General features: G+C 29.4%; 15 protein-coding genes, 3 tRNA genes and 1 other RNA gene. 6 read left to right on the top strand and 13 right to left on the bottom strand.

Going from position 1 to position 20,465, the window contains the following annotated elements; all coding sequences use genetic code 4:
- Positions 1-106: 106 nt before the first annotated feature.
- The 5 genes from V3249_RS01290 to ffs all read right to left on the bottom strand — a co-directional run bounded on the left by V3249_RS01290 (position 107) and on the right by ffs (position 6,529).
- Positions 107-1,552 carry a hexose phosphate transporter gene (locus V3249_RS01290; protein ID WP_337902659.1) on the bottom strand — a complete coding sequence of 482 codons (1,446 nt, stop codon included), beginning with the start codon at positions 1,550-1,552 and terminating at the stop codon, positions 107-109.
- 376 nt (positions 1,553-1,928) lie between these two features.
- Positions 1,929-3,182 carry an IS256 family transposase gene (locus V3249_RS01285; protein ID WP_341517461.1) on the bottom strand — a complete coding sequence of 418 codons (1,254 nt, stop codon included), beginning with the start codon at positions 3,180-3,182 and terminating at the stop codon, positions 1,929-1,931.
- A gap of 520 nt (positions 3,183-3,702) precedes the next feature.
- Complete coding sequence (locus V3249_RS01280) at positions 3,703-4,950, bottom strand: IS3 family transposase (protein WP_341517453.1); 1,248 nt, start codon at positions 4,948-4,950, stop codon at positions 3,703-3,705.
- A 358-nt stretch (positions 4,951-5,308) separates the two neighbouring features.
- Entirely contained in the window at positions 5,309-6,412 is a 1,104-nt protein-coding gene (locus V3249_RS01275; protein WP_337902660.1) for a YitT family protein, read from the bottom strand.
- 19 nt (positions 6,413-6,431) lie between these two features.
- Positions 6,432-6,529, bottom strand: an RNA gene (gene ffs / locus V3249_RS01270) — signal recognition particle sRNA small type.
- Between the two features lie 135 nt (positions 6,530-6,664).
- On the opposite strand from ffs, the gene V3249_RS01265 reads away from it, so the two are divergent.
- On the top strand, positions 6,665-7,462 hold the full coding sequence (locus V3249_RS01265; RefSeq protein WP_252262961.1) for an alpha/beta fold hydrolase: 798 nt from the start codon (positions 6,665-6,667) through the stop codon (positions 7,460-7,462).
- Positions 7,463-7,540: 78 nt separating this feature from the next.
- On the opposite strand, the gene V3249_RS01260 is transcribed toward V3249_RS01265, so the two are convergent.
- The 4 genes from V3249_RS01260 to V3249_RS01245 form a co-directional block, all read right to left on the bottom strand.
- Positions 7,541-7,663: a hypothetical protein gene (locus V3249_RS01260; RefSeq protein WP_258825113.1), complete on the bottom strand. Its 123-nt coding sequence runs from the start codon at positions 7,661-7,663 to the stop codon at positions 7,541-7,543.
- A 17-nt stretch (positions 7,664-7,680) separates the two neighbouring features.
- A complete protein-coding gene (gene pfkA / locus V3249_RS01255; RefSeq protein ID WP_337902661.1) occupies positions 7,681-8,649 on the bottom strand; it encodes a 6-phosphofructokinase in 969 nt (322 codons plus the stop codon).
- A 54-nt stretch (positions 8,650-8,703) separates the two neighbouring features.
- Positions 8,704-8,779, bottom strand: a tRNA-Lys gene (locus V3249_RS01250).
- 3 nt (positions 8,780-8,782) lie between these two features.
- A tRNA-Leu gene (locus V3249_RS01245) sits at positions 8,783-8,868 on the bottom strand.
- A gap of 382 nt (positions 8,869-9,250) precedes the next feature.
- On the opposite strand from V3249_RS01245, the gene V3249_RS01240 reads away from it, so the two are divergent.
- The 5 genes from V3249_RS01240 to V3249_RS01220 all read left to right on the top strand — a co-directional run bounded on the left by V3249_RS01240 (position 9,251) and on the right by V3249_RS01220 (position 14,747).
- Positions 9,251-10,294: a hypothetical protein gene (locus V3249_RS01240; protein WP_337896853.1), complete on the top strand. Its 1,044-nt coding sequence runs from the start codon at positions 9,251-9,253 to the stop codon at positions 10,292-10,294.
- A gap of 71 nt (positions 10,295-10,365) precedes the next feature.
- On the top strand, positions 10,366-11,949 hold the full coding sequence (locus V3249_RS01235) for an amino acid permease (RefSeq protein ID WP_337896852.1): 1,584 nt from the start codon (positions 10,366-10,368) through the stop codon (positions 11,947-11,949).
- An 18-nt stretch (positions 11,950-11,967) separates the two neighbouring features.
- On the top strand, positions 11,968-12,483 hold the full coding sequence (locus V3249_RS01230; protein WP_252262965.1) for an adenine phosphoribosyltransferase: 516 nt from the start codon (positions 11,968-11,970) through the stop codon (positions 12,481-12,483).
- Positions 12,484-12,618: 135 nt separating this feature from the next.
- Positions 12,619-13,743 (top strand): pyruvate dehydrogenase (acetyl-transferring) E1 component subunit alpha, encoded by a 1,125-nt coding sequence (pdhA, locus tag V3249_RS01225; protein WP_341517599.1) that lies wholly within the window; start codon positions 12,619-12,621, stop codon positions 13,741-13,743.
- The gene (locus tag V3249_RS01220) at positions 13,743-14,747 is read left to right on the top strand and encodes an alpha-ketoacid dehydrogenase subunit beta (protein ID WP_157356366.1); all 1,005 of its coding nucleotides are present in this window, start codon (positions 13,743-13,745) and stop codon (positions 14,745-14,747) included. The genes pdhA and V3249_RS01220 overlap by 1 nt, the downstream gene beginning before the upstream one ends.
- Before the next feature lie 649 nt (positions 14,748-15,396).
- Here V3249_RS01220 and V3249_RS01215 read toward each other — a convergent pair.
- From V3249_RS01215 to V3249_RS01200, 4 genes are all read right to left on the bottom strand, one after another.
- Positions 15,397-15,472: transfer RNA gene (locus V3249_RS01215), tRNA-His, on the bottom strand.
- An 84-nt stretch (positions 15,473-15,556) separates the two neighbouring features.
- A complete protein-coding gene (locus V3249_RS01210; protein ID WP_341517598.1) occupies positions 15,557-16,588 on the bottom strand; it encodes an aminopeptidase P family protein in 1,032 nt (343 codons plus the stop codon).
- A gap of 1 nt (position 16,589) precedes the next feature.
- Complete coding sequence (rpmG, locus tag V3249_RS01205; protein ID WP_010321078.1) at positions 16,590-16,742, bottom strand: 50S ribosomal protein L33; 153 nt, start codon at positions 16,740-16,742, stop codon at positions 16,590-16,592.
- Positions 16,743-16,825: 83 nt separating this feature from the next.
- Positions 16,826-19,762, bottom strand: coding sequence for an AAA family ATPase (locus tag V3249_RS01200; RefSeq protein WP_337896848.1), 2,937 nt, complete (start codon positions 19,760-19,762; stop codon positions 16,826-16,828).
- Between the last annotated feature and the right edge of the window lie 703 nt (positions 19,763-20,465).

Here is a 20,465-nt window from a genome sequence, read left to right as displayed (position 1 = left end):
AATGTTATGCTAATATTTTAATACATTTTTGAATAAAAAACAAGCAAAAATATACTTTTGCTTGTTTTTTACAAATTAATTGAAAAAAATGAAATTTTTTTTAATATTAAATACGTTCAATATCTGAGAGTTTACGGATTTTTAAGAGTTTCTTATAATTTGGATGAGGTTCTTTTATAAAGGCAAGTCCGATTGCAGAAGCAAGTGAAAATCCAATAATTACAATATAAGCACCTAAGGCATATCCATCAACATTTTCGGGATTAACTGCTGTTTTTAGATCTACACCTGGAGGCGTATTAATTAATGAAGTTATTATTGTCGCTACTGTAAAGGCGGCATACCCTAGTCCTCAAATAAGACCAAATTGGAATCCGACTCTTTTAGGATTTGCACCTGGATATTCGTGAGGTAAATTAAGAATTACACCTTGAATACCTCAGAGACAAATTCCCATGAAAAGACCTAAAATTAAAAATAATCAAGTTCAACCATCTTTGTAAGTTTCTGCACTTAGAGGGTCTTTTCCTACTTTTGTAACAAAAACAACGGTAGCAAGAACATAAAAAAGAACACCAAGGGAAATAACTGTTGTTATATATTTACGTCTTTGAAGTTTATATTTTGAAAACAGTCCGACTGTAAATGGGCCAACAAACATTCCTGATAAGAAAACAATTAGGAAAACTGAGATTTTTTGGTTAAAAGTATTGGCACTATCACCAATTAGACGAGCAAAAATTGGCTTAGAAAATGTAAAGGGGAAAACAACCGCAATAAGTCATGAACCATAAACAATTGTTCAATATCAAGTATCTTTTTGTTTAAAAAAGCTTGTTAAAGTTAGCTTTTCTTGTTTAGCTTGATTTGCTAAAGCTGAAGGATACAGGTCAAATTTTGCTCCTAAAATTATGTAACCAATTAAAGGAATAAGTGTTAAAAGTCCAATTACTAGGAAAATTGTTTGTCAATGTGAACGAACAGAAGCTTGAATTACATCATTCAATATAAAAGGAATAAGTGTAATTATTGTACCAATTGGGTAAAAAAACGGTGAAAACTGTGAAATTACCGCTTTTTGACGTGGATTTAAATAATTTGAAACAACTGGTTGAATTAAAACAATTTGCATTGTTCCACCAATTGCAAAAATAGTTCTTAAAATTATAAACCCTGCATAAGTTGGTGAATAAGGCGCTGCTATTCCAAAAAGCATTAAAACGAGCGACAATACTACGGTATATTTATGCGAAATTTTTACAATAAATCAACCAACTAGAATCGATCCAATTCCACGACCGATTGTAATTCCTCAGTTAACTGCTTGATTAACCACAGTTCCAGGCGCAGCACTAGCATCTGGAAAAAAATGTCCTAAATATCCACTTACGCCAGCTTTTCCGTTGAGTCCAGCTGATGCAAATCCTCAATTTATGACAAAAATCATATAAGCAAAAACAATTAACGCTCACAGAATTAGGCCGGTACTGAAAGTTAATTTTTTTTCTTTTATGTTTTTTGAAGCAAATTTTAAAATAAAATTATCATTCATATAATTTAGTTCCTAAATTTTAAAAATGTGTACAGAGTTAATAACTCTGCCTAAAATTATATAGTAAAAATTTAAAAAAATATCAAACTGGAACATTTTGTTTAAAAAATTTAAAAAAATTTCAGTATTTCCCGTGTTTCCCAGTTTGATGAAGTAATCTTAAAAAAGCGTCTGGTTTTTAGGGACTTTTTTAAGACTAATGAATGCAAAATCTACTTATTAATCAAAGAAAGCAAACTAAAAAAGCTAAAATTTTAGCTTGAAAAGCAAAATTATGAAATTTTTAAACTACCTTTTTTAGTTTAAAACACTGGCAAGGGTGTGTTCATAATCTTGTGTTTTAAATTTTTATGGATTTTTCAAATAGAAATGTAATCTAATTTAATTTTACATTATTTAACCGATTAGGGAAAATAATTTCTAATTGTTTTTTAATCATGAATCAATTTCTTACCTTTTGTCATTTTGTAGATGCGTTTTGGAGAGTTAAATAAGTTATTTTTGAAAGGTAATTTACACTTTGAATTCCGCCTTTTGTTTTTGTATTTTTCCTAATTATTCTATTCATTGACTCAATTAAATTTGTCGTATAAATTGCTTGCCTCAATTCATATGGATATTTAAAAAATGTCGTTAGTTCAACGAAATTTGTATACCAAGACTTGATAATTGAAGGATATTTTTGGCCTCATTTTTCCGCAAATTTATCAAGATTTTGCATTGCAAATTCTTGATTAGCCGCTTGATAAATCTTTTTCATATCAAGGACAAACTCTTTTTTGTCTTTGTTAGAAACTTTTAAAAGCGAGTTTCTAATTTGGTGAACAACACATTTTTGAACATCTGTTTGCGGGAAAACCGCTTCAATTGCTTGACTAATTCCGCTTAGATTATCGCAAGAAATTATTAGAACATCTTCCAGCCCGCGAGTTTTTAGTTCGTTAAAAACATCAAGTCAATTACTTGCTGATTCGGTATTTTTAATCCAAAATCCCAGTGCTTTTTTATTTCCGTCCCAATCAATTGCAAGAATAAGATAAAGTGATTTTTTGACAAAAACACCGTTTTCTTTAACATTAAAAAACATCCCATCAATGTACAAAATTGGATAGGAATTCTCAATTTTTCGCGATTTTCACTTTTCAATTTCAGGCAATAATTTGTCAGTAACTGAAGAAATTCAGGCATTACTTATTTCTTTTTTATAGATACTTTTTATTGTGTTAACAATATTTTCATATGACATTCCTGATGCAAAAAGTGAAAACACTTGCTCTTCGATATCGCCTAAATTTGTTTCGTATTTACCGAGTAATTTGTTCTCAAAAGTGCCATTTCGATCTCTTGGTATTTTTAGACGAAAACTATTATGATTATAATTCACAGTTTTGTCCGAAAATCCGTTTCGCTTATTTGGCCTATGCACGCCTTTTTTGCTTCGGTTACTTTTTTCATAGCCTAAATGTTGGCTTAATTCCGCCCTTAAGAGCGCCTCAGTAAAAGTTTTAAACATATGCGAAATTTCGTTGTGAAAATCTTCTTTTTTTATTTTTTTATAATCAGCGTATTTGTCAACAAGTTTTTTAGCTTCTAACTCAAATGGGGATAATGTTTTTTGCTGTTTTTTCATATTTTGGTCCTTCATAATAAATTTTATCAAAATAAATTTACTTTAAAAACACAAAATATTTAACATTACCACTGGCAAAAATTAATTTATTTTAAAATAACAAAAATCATAAAAAAAAATACAACTACTATTTAAACTCAATGTAAAAAGAAAACTCGTTTTTACTTACATCGAGCCTAAAAAAACATATGAAGTTTTGAAAGAACAATAACCAAAAGCCCTAAATTTTAAGATTTCTAAACGGGTAAATTTAAGGCATTCCATTATATTTAAAAACATAATGGATAATTCGCACTATCTAATTTTATTAAACAAAAAACATAACTAATTCCCCCTTAATTCAATATCAAATTTATTAATTATTCTTAAGTGATGGTTATTATAACATAATTTTATTTTTGACCAAGCATTTAAATTGGTAGAAAAATCTCAGACAATTAGTTTTTTACCTATGATTTTGATTACACCGCTTTTGTTAATTTTTTCTAGCATGTTCATTTTAAAAATTTGGACAAATAATTTACCTCATATAATAACTTGGAGTTTTATATGATAAGCAACTTTGAGGTCTTTCATAGTTATACCAATGAATAAATGAACTTATTTTTTGATAAGCAATAGCCACATTTTCAAAATTTTCGCCCTCAATATTAATTAATTCGCGTTGAAAAACTGCATAAAAATATTCAATAGGGCGGTTTGCAAGAGCATTTCCTTTTGGTGACATTGATTGTTGGATACCATTTTGCTTCAAAAAATTAGCAAATTTGTAGTTTGCATATTCCACACCATGATCTGAATGGAAAAATTTTGGTTTAATATTATACTTTTTAATTGTTTGTTTCACTAAGTTTATAGTTTCTTCTGAAAATCTTGTTTTAGAAATCGAAAAATTGAGCAAGTAATTGGATTTTGTTTCAATAATTGAGTGTAGGTAAAATCATTCGTTGTTAATTTTGATAAATTTAATATCAGCAAACCATTTTTCACCAAAATTTTCTGAGGAAAATTCACCTTTGATATGATCTTCAGTCCAAATTCGTGTAAACTTTTTCTCTTTTGGCGCCGGTTTTCCTTGCCTTTTATAAGCAATTGATTTTAATCCTAAAAATTCGTAGTGTTTTTGAAACACGTACGTGCTTACATAATTTCCCTGATTTATGTAAATATTATATAGGATGTCTCGGCCTTTTACCTTTCGATTCAAATGGAAATTTTCACGAATTCACTCAAGTAATTTTTCATCATAAATCATTTTCTTTGGTGGTTTTTTTACCCTTATTTTCTCATAAATAGAAGTGCGATTAATGTTAAAAACACTACAAATTCTAGTGGAATTTTCGATTTTGTTTTTATCTTTTTCTTGCTCTTGTTTTCGTTTTTTGAGTTCCTCAAGAACAATTGCGGGGTCAATTCCGTATCTTCTAAGAACATTCTCCATTATCTCTTGATAAACTTCACGATCATTTTCAGAAAGGTCGTTAATTGTATATTTCTTCTTTGGTTTGCGTGGAGATTTGATTTTTCCACGAGTACTAATTAAACTTTTCATATCATTATTATAAAACTTTTTTTGCCAATTTCTTATCAAATTATTAGCGTATATATGCAACATTCATTCTTTATCCGCTTTTTTACTTTTAGATTTGTTTTTGTAAATTTCTCTAAATTCTTCTGCAAAATCCAAAATTGCGTTTTTTAAGCCTCTAGATTCGGCAATTTTGATGTATTTAAATTTCTCTTCAATTGTGAATTTGTATTGTTTCATTTTGACACACCTTTTTTCGAATAAGTCTGAAATTGGTGTACTAATTTATTTTGACCAAGCATTTTTTTTTTTTTTTGCAACGGGTTAATTTTAAAATAATAAAAATTAAGATTTGCATCAAAAAACCCGGATTTACTGGTATTTTTGTGTATTTTTGTTGACTAAAAAGCGAATTTTGCCATCAAACTGTAAACTCAGAAAAAATTTAAAAAAATTTAAGTTTTAATTTAAGACTAAAAATAAAAAGCAAGGATTTTTTAACAGCCTTAATTATGACTATCAAAAAATCCTTGCTGAATTTAAAACTAGTGTAAAAAATATTCAACTAAAAAACAAAAATTAATCAAAAGGCAAAAATTTAATTAATTTTTGTTGCATCAAAACGGTCAGTTGTTTGTAAGATTTTAGTTGCTGAATACCAAAAATTAACGTTTGCTTTGGCAACTTCTTCTAAAATTGCGTTTTTTTCAATTATGTAAATAATTGTCTCAACTCTTCATTGTTTTTGGCCGGTGTATCCAGAAACACCTTCTCAAATATTATATGAGTGCCAATATTTTATTGATTTAAGATGTTCAACAATTTTTTCTGGGTGATTAGTATAAATTTGTAAAAGAATTTTTCCGTATTTTGGATAAATTCGGCTAACGATTGACGAACTTACAATTAAATAAATAAAAACAGCGGCTAATTTTTGACCCAAAAGTTGACCATCAACTTGTGAAGGTTCAAGAAAATAAAGGATAATAATTGAAAAAATCCCAAAAAATATCGAAATACTGAACATAACTTTGCCAATAGGCTTGCGATATTTTAGCGCAATATAATAAGTTATATAATCAGTTCCTCCACAAGAACCACCGAATTTTCAAGCCATTCCGATAGATCAACCAGACAAAATGGCGCCAATAATTGTATAATAGAAAATAGTCCAAGAACCTTGTTGGCCTTGAATTAAAATATTGTTAATTAAAAATGTTCTTATTGGGGTATCAAGAGAAAAAACCTGGTTTCAAACAATTTGAAAAAATAGCCAAATGAATGTAAGATAGCTAAAACTTTTGTTTGAAACTTTAACTAAAATAAAAATTATTAAAGGAATATTAATAACAAAGTAAATTATTGCAAAACTTCAGCCAATACTTACTTGATATTGAGAATTAATTATTATTATAGTAAGTGCTGGAATTGCTGAAACACCTGTTGGGACAGTTTTTGCAACTCCTAAGAAAAAAATGACCCCTAATGTAAAAAATAATGCTGAAATAGCCATCATTGTGATTGAAAGGGTTCGTTTTTTCCAGAAATTTTTCAGGTTTATTTTGCTTTGATTATGATGAAAAATTTCACGCTCTGCACGTAAAACAAGTTGATTTTTTAAGCATTTAGCTAAATTATGGTTTTTCTGATTAGAACAAGAACAATGCGCATTGCTTGATTTATTAGATTGTCGAGAAGACATAGTGTTTTTTTACCTTTTCAAAGATTAAAAAGACCACTAAACACAATACTTCTCGATATGGCTGCTATATTTCTATCCTGACCAGGTTACAAGGTTATTATTTTAGTGGCACTAACATTATATCACTTTTTATTTTTTTTTGAAATAAAAAAATCAAAAAAACTTTTTTATTTTATAATTATTTTTAAATATACAAAAAATTATCTTAAATACATATTTTAATACACAGAAAATCATAAAGGAGATCAGAAAATGTTTAATTCAATTTGACCTTACCCTTTTATTATTAATCAAAGTCCGCACAATAAAATTAATATTGTTTTTTGCCACGGATTTAACTCAAGTCATAAAATTTTTGGCACTGTAATTGAGTCAATTAGCAAAGAAATTGGCGTAAATTTTTATGCCTACACACTTCCAGGAAATAATTTAACTCCCGCAAAAGACAATCAACTTTATGTTGATTATTATGCAGATTTGACAGTTGAATTTATTAAAAAATTAAATATTAAAAACGTTGTTTTAGTCGGCCACTCAATGGGAGGCGGATATGGCGCTTTAGTTTATAAAAGAATTCCTGAATTAATTTCAAAAATGGTTTTCATTGGCCCAATGAATAAAGCTAATTTGCCTCTAAAAGATTTATTTTACGAAAAATTCTTCCCAAAAACACCTGAAGAAATGTTAGAATTTTTGCCAATTTATGAGTATGATAAAGAAAAATATAAAGATCCTAAATATTTAGAATGAGCAAAAGCTACCTTTAATTACGAGTATTTTAATAATTATTATATTGTAACGCTCAGTAAAAATTTACTAAAAAATAATATGATGGATCAAATTGAGGACGGAATTAAATCAATAAAATGTCCAACACTTCTTGTTTTAGGCGAAAAAGATGGAATTGTTCTACAACAAGAAACTAAGTCATATTTTGAAAGTCTAATTCCGCACGTCCAAACCGAAATCATACCAAAAACTGGTCACTTGATTTACACAGAAAATCCTGAATATTTCAATAGAATTTTTATTGATTTCCTGAAAAAATAGTTAATTTTTAGTTTTTCAGTTTAAATTCTTAAATAAAAAAAGGTGATTTTCACCTTTTTTTATTTAACTGTTTTTAAATTATTGCAAACTTTTTTCCACTAAAAGTTGCAATTTTGCATTTAATTTTTTAGCGGCTTTAGAAGTTTTAAGTCTTCGTGCTTCTCGCCTTTTTTGCATTTGAAGTTTTCTAATTTTACGCATTTTATACCTTTTCTAAATTAATTTTGATTAATTTTGTTAATTTTTTGAGCTAATTCGTTTGTTCTTTCAACTGAGGTCGAAACTACTTCGGTTATATCGTGAGCTTGAATTTTTCCGTCTAAATAACCAATTGCAAGTCCAGATTTACCTTCATCAATTAACTCAATTGCTTTCATTGCCATCTTGGTTGCTAATATTCGGTCAAATGCCGAAGGTCTTCCGCCTCTTTGAATATGTCCAACTTCAAAAGCTCTTGTTGTTATATTAGTTAATTTTTCAATTTGAGCAGCAAATTCTTTTAAATTTGGTAAAACATACTCTAAAACTGTAATGATAACGCTCGGCTTACCTTTTTTAAATTGCTCAAGAACAATTTTTGATGCTTCTTCTGCACTTAGAGGATTTGTGTTAGTAATAACAATTTCACTTCCGGTTGCAATTGCTGAATACAAAGCTAAATCTGGACAATGACGCCCCATTACTTCAACAACAAAACAACGTCGATGGGAATTAGCAGTATCTCTTAATTTGTCAACACTTTCTACAATTGTATTTAAAGCTGAATCAAATCCAATTGTATAATCAGTAAATTGAATATCATTATCAATTGTTCCTGGTAGAGCGATTACTTTAATTCCTTGCAAATGAAGTTTATAACCACCTTTGTAAGTTCCATCTCCACCAATAACAATTAAAGAAGAAATACCCATATCTGTTAAGATTTTTGCGGCTTTTTTTTGAATTTCTTCGTCTTTAAATTCCGGAAAACGGGTAGAACCAATTGCTGTGCCACCAAAACTAGAGATACCGTTATACGGAAATTCAGAGGCTAATATAATATTTTTATTTAAAATTCCAAGGTAGCCTTCTAAAATTAAATATGGTTCAAATCCTGAATTAAGTGCGGACTTAACGATAGCACTTATAGCAGAATTCATTCCTGGTGAGTCACCACCAGAAGTTAAAATTGCTATTTTTTTTGACATTTTAAGCCTTTTTAATGAAAAATTATAAAAAACGTTGGACAAATAAATTTGAAATGGTACGCCCTAGAGGATTTGAACCTCTGACCCAATGATTAAAAGTCATTTGCTCTACCTGCTGAGCTAAGGGCGCTTTTGGTGCTCGAAACTGGACTCGAACCAGCACGGGATTACTCCCAAGGGATTTTAAGTCCCTTGTGTCTACCATTCCACCACTCGAGCACTAATGGTTTGTTCAGTTAAAAGCATATAACATTATATCACAAAAAAAAGAAAAAAAGTTTTTTTTTAATATTTTTTTAATTTGCCTAACCAACAACCAAATTAAAATCAGTTATACTTAGATTTTTTCCTAAAAAAAAGTAAAAAAATCGCTTTTTTCACTGTTTTAAAAAAATATAGATAAAAACAGCGAATATAAATTATAATGCATAAACTCAAAAAAAATATTAAAATTTTCTTTTTTTTCAAATTAACCTGGATTTTGCCTGTTTTTTTATTTGTAAGCTGCTTTAAAATTAATATAAACTCGATCCATTCACAAAACAAGGGGAAAATAAAAAGTAGCACAGATAAATTAAAACCGTTTGTTTTTGAAACAATTATGAAAGGATTGCCAAAAAATCAAGAAAAACCAAGGACAAAATTTAGCGGAATTTTAGATCAAAGCAAAATTGAAGAGCTAAAAATTGGGCAAATTGAGGAAAAAGATTATTTTGGTCTTGAAGAAATTCTAGTTCAATTTTTTAATACATATAATACTAACATGGATTTTGGCCAAAAAAAGGTTCTTTTTCTTAGTTTAAAAGAAAAAATTAAAAATATTGACCTAACTTTAAATCTTGGTGCAAATGATGATGCCCAATATTTTGATGAAAATTTTGGAACTATTGATATAACAGACTTAAATATTAATAATTTAGATGATCAAAAATTTTACGAAGAACAAATAAACATATATAAGTCAAAAAGTTTAGAAGAATTTTTAAAAAATAAGGAAAAATATCTTTTTATCGAAGAAAAACTAATAGCTCAAAAAAGACAGTGAGACCCGGTCATTAAACTAATTTTACACATAAATTTTGCTAGATTTTACTTGCATTTTCTTAATTTAAGTCAAGAACTTACAAGAAATATTATTATTTCAATCATTGATTTTGCTATAAAATCAGATGAGTCAGAAAAGGAAGAAAATAAAATAAGTCAGCAAATTAAAGAACTTTTTGAAGAAAAAGAAAACTTAAAAGCCAAATCTGAAAAAGAAGACAAAAATAAACCTGAAAAGAGTGATTTTTCCGCTTTAGTTCAAAAAATTGACCAAGAAATTCAAGCACTTAAACAAAAACTAAAAACTGTTAAAGAAAATAATTTTTTAACTCTGAAGTCATTAGCCAACCAAATTAATCAATTTTTGAAAGAGTTTTTTGACCCTAAAATTCACTATTCGATGAATTCTGACTATGTTTTTCTAAATGAAGACAAACTTTATATAAATAATCAGTTAGCTTATGCCAAATTTTTCCAATTTTTTACAGAAAATTTAAAAGATAAATACGATGAATTTGGGATAGACTCGCCTTTTTCAATTATGGGAGAAGACAAGACAAATTTAGTGAAAAAATATTTTTTGCCATTGATTCAAGAGTAAAAAAGCTTTAAATTTATAGAACTTTTTGAAAAATATGGTATAATATCATCCAACTTCAAGAAGGGAAAAATATGGCAACAGGAACGCTTGGAAAGAACAAGTCTCAGAAAATCACCTTTTTTGGCGCTCTTTTAATCGTCCTTGGCGCAAGTATAGGTGCGGGAATCTTTTTTAAATCCAAGGCTGTTATTGAAAATTCAGGTTATAATCTTGGACTTGCAATTGGAAGTTGAGTTTTTGCTTGTTTTGCAATTGTCGCCATGGCAATTGCATTAATTGAAATTTCATCTGCAACAAAAAAATCAAATTTATCTGTCATTATTTGAAATAAACTCTTTAATTCTGAGAGTTTTTTTCAAATTTCGAAAAATTTCATAATTTATTTATATTTACCCTTTACTTATTTTGTTCTGCCTGTTTATTTTATGCAAATTTTGCAAGATGCAATTGCAGCTTTTGGCCTTGAATCATCTAGTGATTGAAATATGAAATTTGACTGAGTTATTGTTTTGGTTGTTTCAATTGCTATTGTTATTTACTTTTTTATAATTAGTCTAAACACAAAAGTTGCTGAATTTCACAATAAAATTATTTTAATTGCAAAATTTATCCCTATTTTTGTGACAGTTATTGTCGGATTTATTTTATATTTTCAAGGTGGTTCAAACAAACTTCTTTCTCAACCTGAATTTGCAAGTGTTGAAAAAATAAAAACTGAAGGAGTTTCAATTTCCTCGAGTTTGCCTGGCGTTGGTGTTTTAATTTCAATGGCTGGAATATTTTTTTCATATGAAGGATTTTTTACTGCCGCTGGTTTGCAATCGGAAATGAAAGAGCCTAAAAAAACGCCAATTGCTATTCTTTTAGGAATTGGAATCACGACAATAATATATCTTTTTATTGCAATTGCAACTTCAATTGTTGGCGATGGTTCAATTTCGTCATTTATTAATATTGCAAAAAATGAATTAAAATGGCATCCACTTACAATTAAATTAATTTTAGGGACAACTTTTTTACTAATTGGAATTAGTCTTCTTGGAATTATCAATGTTTTTACATTGTGGGGTCCGCGGGCACTTGAGGAATTAATTCACAAAAACGAGTTTTTTTTGCTCAAAAGGTGAAAAAAATATGTAAATTTAAATAAACCTGTTGTTTCAACTTATTTTTTAATTATTTTTTCAGTCTTGGCTCTAATTATTTTTACACTTATTGGTGTTTTTGGCTTTGATGATCAAGAATATGGAACTTATGGTCAAAAATTAAATAATTTATATTCATTTGCAGATATTACTGGCAATTGATCGGCTTTGATTAGTTTTTTACTGATTGCTGCTGCTATTTATGGATGTATTAAAAATCGAAAAACAAAAAAAATTGCTGTTGAAAAACAAAAATACTTCCTGTTTTTTGGTTATATTTCTGTAATTTGCATTTCATTAATTTTATTATTTGCAGTTGTTGTGCCAATTGTCGATCTTTTTACAATTTTGATTTATCAACTCGAAATTGAAAATTTTAACTTAATTCTAAAAACTAGAGTTACAAAAGTTATTGTTCTTATTTCATTTATAATTGTTCCTGTTTTTCCGGTATTTTGAACCTATTTAGCAAAAAAAATAAAAAAAACTGTTAAAAAAAGCAAATTATAAATATAATATAAGAAAGTTATGAAAATTAACTTAGAAAATTTTATTCGCACAGTTGATAATTTCCCAAAAAAAGGGATTAGCTTTAAAGATATTTCGCCATTACTTGCCAATGGTAAAGCTTTAAATTATGCAATTGTTGAAATGGCATCGCTTGCTAAGGATGTTGATATTATTGTTGGGCCAGATGCTCGAGGTTTTTTATTCGGAACACCAACAGCCGCTTTTCTTTCAAAACCATTCATAATGGTTAGAAAAGCAGGGAAATTGCCAGGTGATGTCGAAGAATTTGCCTATGATTTAGAATATGGATCTGCAATTTTAGAAGTTCAAACCGGAATGATCAAACCAGGCCAAAAAGTGGCTATTATTGATGATGTGCTCGCAACTGGAGGAACTGTAAATGCCATCACAAAAATGATCGAAAATGCCGGAGCTATTGTTTCAAAAATTATCTTTTTAATTGAGCTCGAACAATTAGAAGGTCGAAAAAAATTAGAAAATTATGAGGTTACTTCACTCATTAAAATAAAGTAATTTTTAGCCTTAAAAAATAAATAACAATATTTTTAAATTTTGTTATAATATTAATATAAGCTCAAATTAAAAAAATTTCTTGTTTTTTTTGAGTTTATAATTCAAAATATTAAAAAAATATAAAAAAGGAGATTCATGGAAAAATTTCGTTACGTGAAACCTGACCAAATTATGGACAAAGACCATGAAATGATTAGGTATCTCGATATTGATGGAAATCTCTTAACTTCGACTGTTTTTGGCGAACTTGATGAGAAAAAAGATATTAGATTATCTGCTGATCAAATCAAAAAAGCCTATGAATTTATGGTTTTATCACGTCAACAAGACGTTTATATGACCCAACTTCAACGTCAAGGTCGAATGTTAACTTTTGCCCCTAACTTTGGTGAAGAAGCTCTCCAAGTTGCTTCAGGAATGGCGCTTACAAAAGAAGATTGATTCGTTCCTGCTTTCCGTTCAAATGCAACAATGTTATATCTTGGTGTTCCAATGATAAATCAAATGCAGTACTGAAACGGAAGTGAAAAAGGAAACGTAATTCCTCAAGGTGTTAATGTTTTACCAATTAACATTCCAATCGGAACTCAATTTTCACATGCTGCTGGAATCGCTTATGCTGCTAAATTAACCGGTAAAAAAATTGTTTCAATGAGTTTTATTGGTAATGGTGGAACTGCTGAAGGTGAATTTTACGAAGCTCTAAATATTGCAAGTATTTGAAAATGACCTGTTGTATTTTGCGTAAATAATAACCAATGAGCAATTTCAACACCTAATAAATACGAAAATGCCGCTTCCACAATTGCTGCAAAAGCAAAAGCTGCCGGAATGCCTGGGGTTCGTGTTGACGGAAATGACCTTTTAGCTTCCTACGAAGTAATTCAAGAAGCAGTGGATTATGCTCGTGCCGGAAATGGTCCTGTTCTTGTTGAATTTGTTACTTGACGTCAAGGTGTTCACACTTCTTCCGATAACCCAAGAATTTATCGCACTGAAGAAGAAGAAAAAGAACACGAAAAATGAGAGCCAATGCACCGTATTGAAAAATACATGTTTGATCGTGGCATTTTAACTGAAGAAGAAAAACAAAAAATTTGAGATGATTCTTTAGCTGTTGTTAAAGAAACTTACGAAAAATCTCTAATTGGTTTAGATTCAACAATCGATGAAATTTTCGATTACACATACGAGACCTTACCTCCAGAACTTGAAGAACAAAAACAAGAAGCAATCGAATTTTTTAAAGGAGTTAAATAATGGCAAATTCAGATAAAATTGCTCTAAATAATATCGGTGCAGTTACAAATGCTATTGATTTAATGATGGAAAAAGATCCTCGCGTTGTTCTTTGAGGAGAAGATGCTGGATTTGAAGGTGGAGTTTTCCGTGCAACTGAAGGATTACAAAAAAAATACGGAATTGATCGTGTTTGAGACGCCCCAATAGCCGAAGCATCTATTTGTGGTGTTGCAGTTGGAGCAGCCATTGCCGGGCTACGTCCAATTGCAGAAATGCAATTCCAAGGTTTCTCATACCCTGCCTTTCAACAACTTTTTGCTCATGCAGTCCGTTATCGTAACCGTTCTCGTGGTCGGTTTACTGTGCCAATGGTTTTAAGAATGCCAATGGCAGGTGGAGTTCGTGCTCTAGAGCACCACTCAGAAGCAATTGAAGCACTTTTTGCGCACATTCCTGGAGTAAAAGTTGTTATGCCTTCAACTCCATATGACACTAAAGGTCTTTTAATTGCCGCAATTAATGACCCAGATCCGGTTGTATTTCTTGAGCCAAAAAAAATATACCGTGCATTTAAACAAGAAGTTCCTGCTGGAATTTACGAAGTTCCAATTGGAAAAGCTAATGTAATTAAAGAAGGAAATGACTTAACACTCGTAACTTACGGTGCTCAAGTTCACGAATCAATCGCCGCTATTCAAGCTCTTAGTTCAACTCCTGGACTTGAAGAAGTTGATGTTGAGCTAATTGACCTAAGAACAATTAAACCAGTTGATACTGAAACTATTATCGAATCAGTTAAGAAAACTGGACGTATTTTAGTTGTTCACGAAGCTGTTAAATCTTTTTCAGTTTCAGCCGAAATTATAACTCGTGTTAACGAAAAAGCATTTGAATATTTAGAAGCAGCTCCTGCTCGTCTTACTGGATATGATATTACTGTTCCGTTAGCAAAAGGCGAAAATTTCCACACAATTACAAAAGAAAAAATAATCGATAAAATTCGTCAAATTATGAACTCTTAATAATTTGCATGTTTAAAAATTTTCCTAATTATTAAGATAAGCCCTTAAAATCATAAAGTCCTTTGATTTTAAGGGCTTTTTATTATAACAAAAAACCGAGTTTCCGAGTTTACAAGCGAAAATCAATTTATCGACAAAACAACAAAATCACAAAAAAATATAACTAATATTTAAACTCAATGCAAAAAGAAAACTCGCTTTTATTTACATTGAGCTTAAAAAAATATATGAAGTTTTGAAAGAACAATAACTAAAAGCCCTAAATTTATAGATTTCTAAACGGGTAAATTTAAGGCATACCATCATATTTAAAAATATAATGGAAAATTCGCACTATCTGAGCTTATTAAGCAAAAAACATAATTAATTCCCCCTTAATTCAATATCAAACTTATTAATTTATTCTTAGTGATGGTTATTATAACATAATTTTATTTTAAGCCAAGCATTTTTTTCAAAGGGTTAATTTCAAAATAATAAAGATTAAGGTTTTACCGTTAAAACCACGAATTTTACGGCTAATTTTGCGTATTTACATTCACTAAAAAGCGGATTTTTGCCATTAAACTGCCAAAGTCAGGGAAAAATTCTAAATATAAAAAACTAGACCGCTTAAAGTCTAGTTTTGTTTTTGGTCTATTTAAAGAAATGGGGCGGATGACGGGGATCGAACCCGCGTATGTCGGAACCACAACCCGATGCGTTAGCCACTTCGCCACATCCACCAAATTAATTAAATATTATAACATATTTTTAATTAATTTTTTTATTTTTTTGCTAATTTTATTTGCTAAAAAATAAGGTTTTTATTATTCTTCTTCGCGAGAAAGTGTTTTAAATCCATTTTCAGTTACAAGAACAACATCCTCAATTCGCGCACCACCAAGTCCGGGGATATATATTCCAGGTTCAACAGTTATAACCATTCCTGGTTCTAAAATTGTATCACTATTGGCACTAACAACAGGCAATTCGTGGATATCAATTCCAACTCCGTGACCAGTTGAGTGAACAAAATATTGTCCATAACCTTTTTGGTCGATATAATCACGGCAGACTTTGTCAATTTCTGATGCCTTAACACCTGGGGCAACTTTTTTACGCCCTAATTCTGCAGCTTTTTTGACTATTTCAAGAATTTCCTCTTTTTTTGAATCAAGTTTTCCAAGATATGAAGTTCTAGTAATATCAGCACAATAACCATTATAAAGAGCGCCAAAATCAATTTTTAGAAGATCATTGTCAAGAATTTTTGCCGAACTTGCTCTTCAATGAGGCATTGCTGAATTTGGACCGGTTGCAATTATTGAATCAAAAGATTCTTTTTCAGCCCCAAGTAATTTCATTTGATAATTTAGTTCAATATCAACTGATTTTTCAGTCAGTCCTGGTTGAATTTTTGGCAAAATTTTGCTATAGGCTTCAAGTGAAATATTAACTGCTTTTTGAATGTTTTGAATTTCTTCGTCAGTTTTAATAATTCGAAAAAGTTGAGCTGATAAATTGATAATCTCTGAATTTGGAAATCACTGCTTAATTTTATTAAGTTGTTCGACTGTTAAATATTCAGCCTCAACTCCGATTCGGTGATATCTTTTTTGGGCTAAAAAGTCTTCAAGATTTTGCTTGGTAATTAGTAAAACTTGGCAATTTTTAGCATTTTTTTGGGCTGCTTCAATATAACGGCCATCAACAAACAAATAAGAATCGCTCTTTTGAATAAATAAAAGACCATCAGTAGCTGAAACTTTTGTCAATCAAAGGCGAGTTTGGTAAGAAAATGAAATTATAACATCTAAATTATTTTCTTCAAAAGCTTTATTTAAATATTTAGGATTCATATTATTTTTTCTCACGGTGTAAAGTGTGTTTGTTGCATTTATGGCAATGTTTTTTTACTTCAATTTTTTCAGGTTTTGTTTTTTTATTTTTTTTAGTGATATAATTTTCCATTTTGCAATCAATGCATCTTAATGTTAGTCCTTCTCTTGGCATTTTGGCTCCTTTTAAAAAAAATAAATCTTAGTAAATATATAATTATATCATAATTTTGCTTTTTATTATAATAAATTGCAAAATTATTGAAGTTCGTCTTTTAAAATTTCTTTTGCTTTGGAAAGTTCAACAGAAAAAATTGAACTAACTCCGCGTTTTTGCATTGTAATTCCTAAAAGTTGATCCACGCGCGACATTGTTCCATGACGATGTGTGATAATTAAAAATTGTGTTTTTTGTTTTAGCTGCTTTAAAAATTCAACATAACGAATTACGTTAGCCTCGTCAAGGGCAGCCTCAACTTCGTCAAGAATGCAAAGCGGAATTGGACGGGCTTTTATAATTGAAAATAATAGTGAAATTGCGATTATTGCTTTTTCACCACCTGAAAAAAGACGGATGTTTTTGATAGTTTTGCCTGGCGGTTGAGCGCTTATTTCAATTCCAGAATTCAAAATATCATTTTTGTCACTAAAGTAAATTTTAGCACTTCCGCCACCAAACATATTTTGAAAAACTAAGTTAAATTCAGAATTTACAAGGTCAACAATTTCTTGCGTTTTTGCGATTATAATTTTATCAAGATCAGAAATTACTTCTAAAATTTTTGATCTAGCCACTTCAAGTTCGTGCTGACTAGTTTTTAATTTTTCTAGTCGATTTGATGTGGTTTGAAAATCTTCAATTGCATCAAGATTTATATTTCCTAACGCTTTTATTTCCGAATTTAAACTATTGACAAGGTCGTGTGCATCTTGAGTTTCAATTTCTAATTGGTGTGTTTCAAGGGCTGATTCAAAGGTGAGATTATATTTTTGTGACAAGGTGGTTTTTAGATTTGATAAAAGAAACTCATATTTATCTTTGCTTGTTTGATTTTGATTTAATTCGGCGTTAACATTTCGCTGACTTTGATTGAGTTGTTGAACTAAAACTGTTAATTTTGAAATTTGGGAGTCATATTCTTGTTTTTCCCGGTTTAAAATTTTTAGTTCAGATTCAAGGGATGCAATTGAATTTTCAAGTTCGATTTTTTGTTTTAAAGTCTCATTGATTTTTGAATCAATTTCATCACTTTGCGATACAGCTTCAATTCCTTCATTTTCAATTCTAATTTTGTCAAGCTCATTTTTTGCAGCATTATATTTATTTTCTAATTCATCGAGAGAAATTTCGATTTGCTGCAAAAGGTAAGATTCTTTATTAATGATTTGTTCAAGATTATTTGATTCTACCTTGAATTCTTGAATTTTTTTGTCAAAAAAATTCACTTTATTTTTAAGGTCATTAATTCTTAATTCCAAAGAATGAACTGAATCATTTTTTTGTTTAAAACCACCGGAAATTATTCCACTTGTGCGGACAATATCGCCATCTAAGGTGACAACAACAAATTTATGATCAACAAATTTCGAAATTTTATTAACATTGTCGATTGTATCATTAACAATAACGCCACCAAGCAAAAAATCAGCTAAAATTTGGTATTTTTTCTCATAATTTACCAAATTAGAACCAATTCCAATAAAACTCTCTTGAGTCTGAAGGTGAGTTAAATACAAATCAGGAATAAATCGTGGTTTTAATGTTGAAAGTGGAATAAATGTAGCGCTTCCAGCGTGATTTTTTTTCAAAAAATTAATTGCTTCAACGGCATTTTCTGGTTTTTCAACAACAATTTGTTTCAAACTTGAGCCAAGAGCTGTTTCAATTGCATCTGTATATTTTTGTGGGATTTTAATTAAATCAGAAACAAGACCACAATAGCCTGAAAAAAGATGACCATTTTCAACAATTACTTTTGTACCTTTGGGCAAAAATGACCTAGATTCAAGTGTTTTTTGCAATTCAAAAATTTGTGTTTGACTTATAATTTTTTCTGAATTTAAACTGTTTAATTTTGAGTCAATTTCTGATTTTTTAGCACTTAGATCGACAATTTTTTGAGTAACTTCTGATTTTATTTGTTTGTTTTGGTCAATTAAGTTCAAAAAATTGTCTTTCTCAACTAGAATTTGATCATACTTTTGCTTTAAAGCGGCTATTTTTTGTTCAAAATTAACGTTAATTTGCTGGGATAATATCATCTCCTGAAGTTGCGTCATTTTAGCATAAGTTAAGTTTATATTGTTAATTTCGCTTTTAAGATTATTTATTTGATTGCTTTTTTCAGTAATTTCTAGATCAGTTTGTGTTCTTTTTTGGACATTGTCATTTATTATTCTTTCATTAGATTCAATTTCGCTTACAAATTTAGGTTCTTCAAATTTAAGGCGTGATAATTGCTCGTCAATTTTTTCTAATTCAGCTTGATACTTTTTGATATCGCTAACAATTAATCCAACTTCAACTGATTCTAATTGTTTTGATTTTTCTAAATATATTTTGGCATTTTTTGCTTGTTTTTCAAGTTGTTTTGTTTGACTTTCAAGCTCTTTTACGCGAATTTCAATTTTTTCAATGCCCATAAGGGTCTGATCAAGTTTTACAATGGCTTCTTGTTTGTCATTTTTGTACTTGGAAGTTCCGGCAACTTCTTCAATTACAAGCTTTCTTTGCTCAGGAGTTGACTCGGCGATTTCAGAAATTGTACCTTGAGAAATAATTGCAAGAGATGACTTTGAAATTCCAGCCTCAATTGCTAAATTACGAATATCTTTATATCGAACTGGTTGGTCATTATAAAAATATTCATTAGTTCCCTGACCTCTTTTAATAAGTCGTGAAATTGTAAAAATTTGGGCAGAATCTTCGCGACTTTCATCACTAAATGTTAATTTTACCATCGCTTTTTCAACAGGAGCGACTGTTTTTGAACCAGCGAAAATAACATCGTCCATATTGTAGCCGCGTAGTTGTTTTGCTGATTTTTCACCTAAAACCCATTTAATTGCATCATTTATGTTTGATTTTCCAGAACCATTTGGTCCAATTATTCCAACAATAGAACCGTCAAATTTGATGCTAACGGGTTCGGCAAAGGATTTAAAACCTTCAATTTCAATTTTAATTAACTTCATAATTTGGTATTTCTTGATAAATTAAATTTTTAAAATAAGTAAATTATATTAAACTTATCCTAAAAAACGCTAAAAAAAGCATTTTTTTTGCATTTGGACTCATAAAATGATTCATTACTTTTTTTAATTTTTAAATTTTTGCTTGTTAAAAAATAATTAGAACTTAGAAACTTTGAAAATAAAACAGTATAAATACTAATTCAAGAATAAACTCTAATTTTTTCCCGAGTTTCCCAGTTTGATGAGAAATCTCAAAAAAGTGTCGAGTTTTAAACACTGTTTTAACTTAAAAAGCAAAATTATAAAATATTTAAAATACCTTTTTTAGCTAAAACACTCACAAAAATCATTATGGGTAAAATAACAAAAACATAAAAAAATATAACTACTATTTAAACTCGATGCAAATAGAAAACTCGTTTTTATTTACATCGAGCCTAAAAAAATATATGAAGTTTTGAAAGAACAATAATTAAAGGCCATAAATTTGTAGATTTCTAAACGGTCAAATTTATGGCATTCCATCATATTTAAAAATATAATGGATAATTCGCATTTTCTGATTTTTTTATGCAAAAAAACATAACTAATTCCCCCTTAATTCTAAAATCCATACTTATTAATTATTCTTAAGTGAAACTTATTATAACATAATTTTATTTTAGACCAAGGATTTTTTTTTTTTTGCAAAAGGTTAATTTTA

Source organism: Mesomycoplasma ovipneumoniae, from assembly GCF_038095995.1.
GTDB lineage: Bacteria > Bacillota_I > Bacilli_A > Mycoplasmatales > Metamycoplasmataceae > Mesomycoplasma > Mesomycoplasma ovipneumoniae_F.
This window is presented reverse-complemented; position numbering and strand designations above follow the sequence as displayed.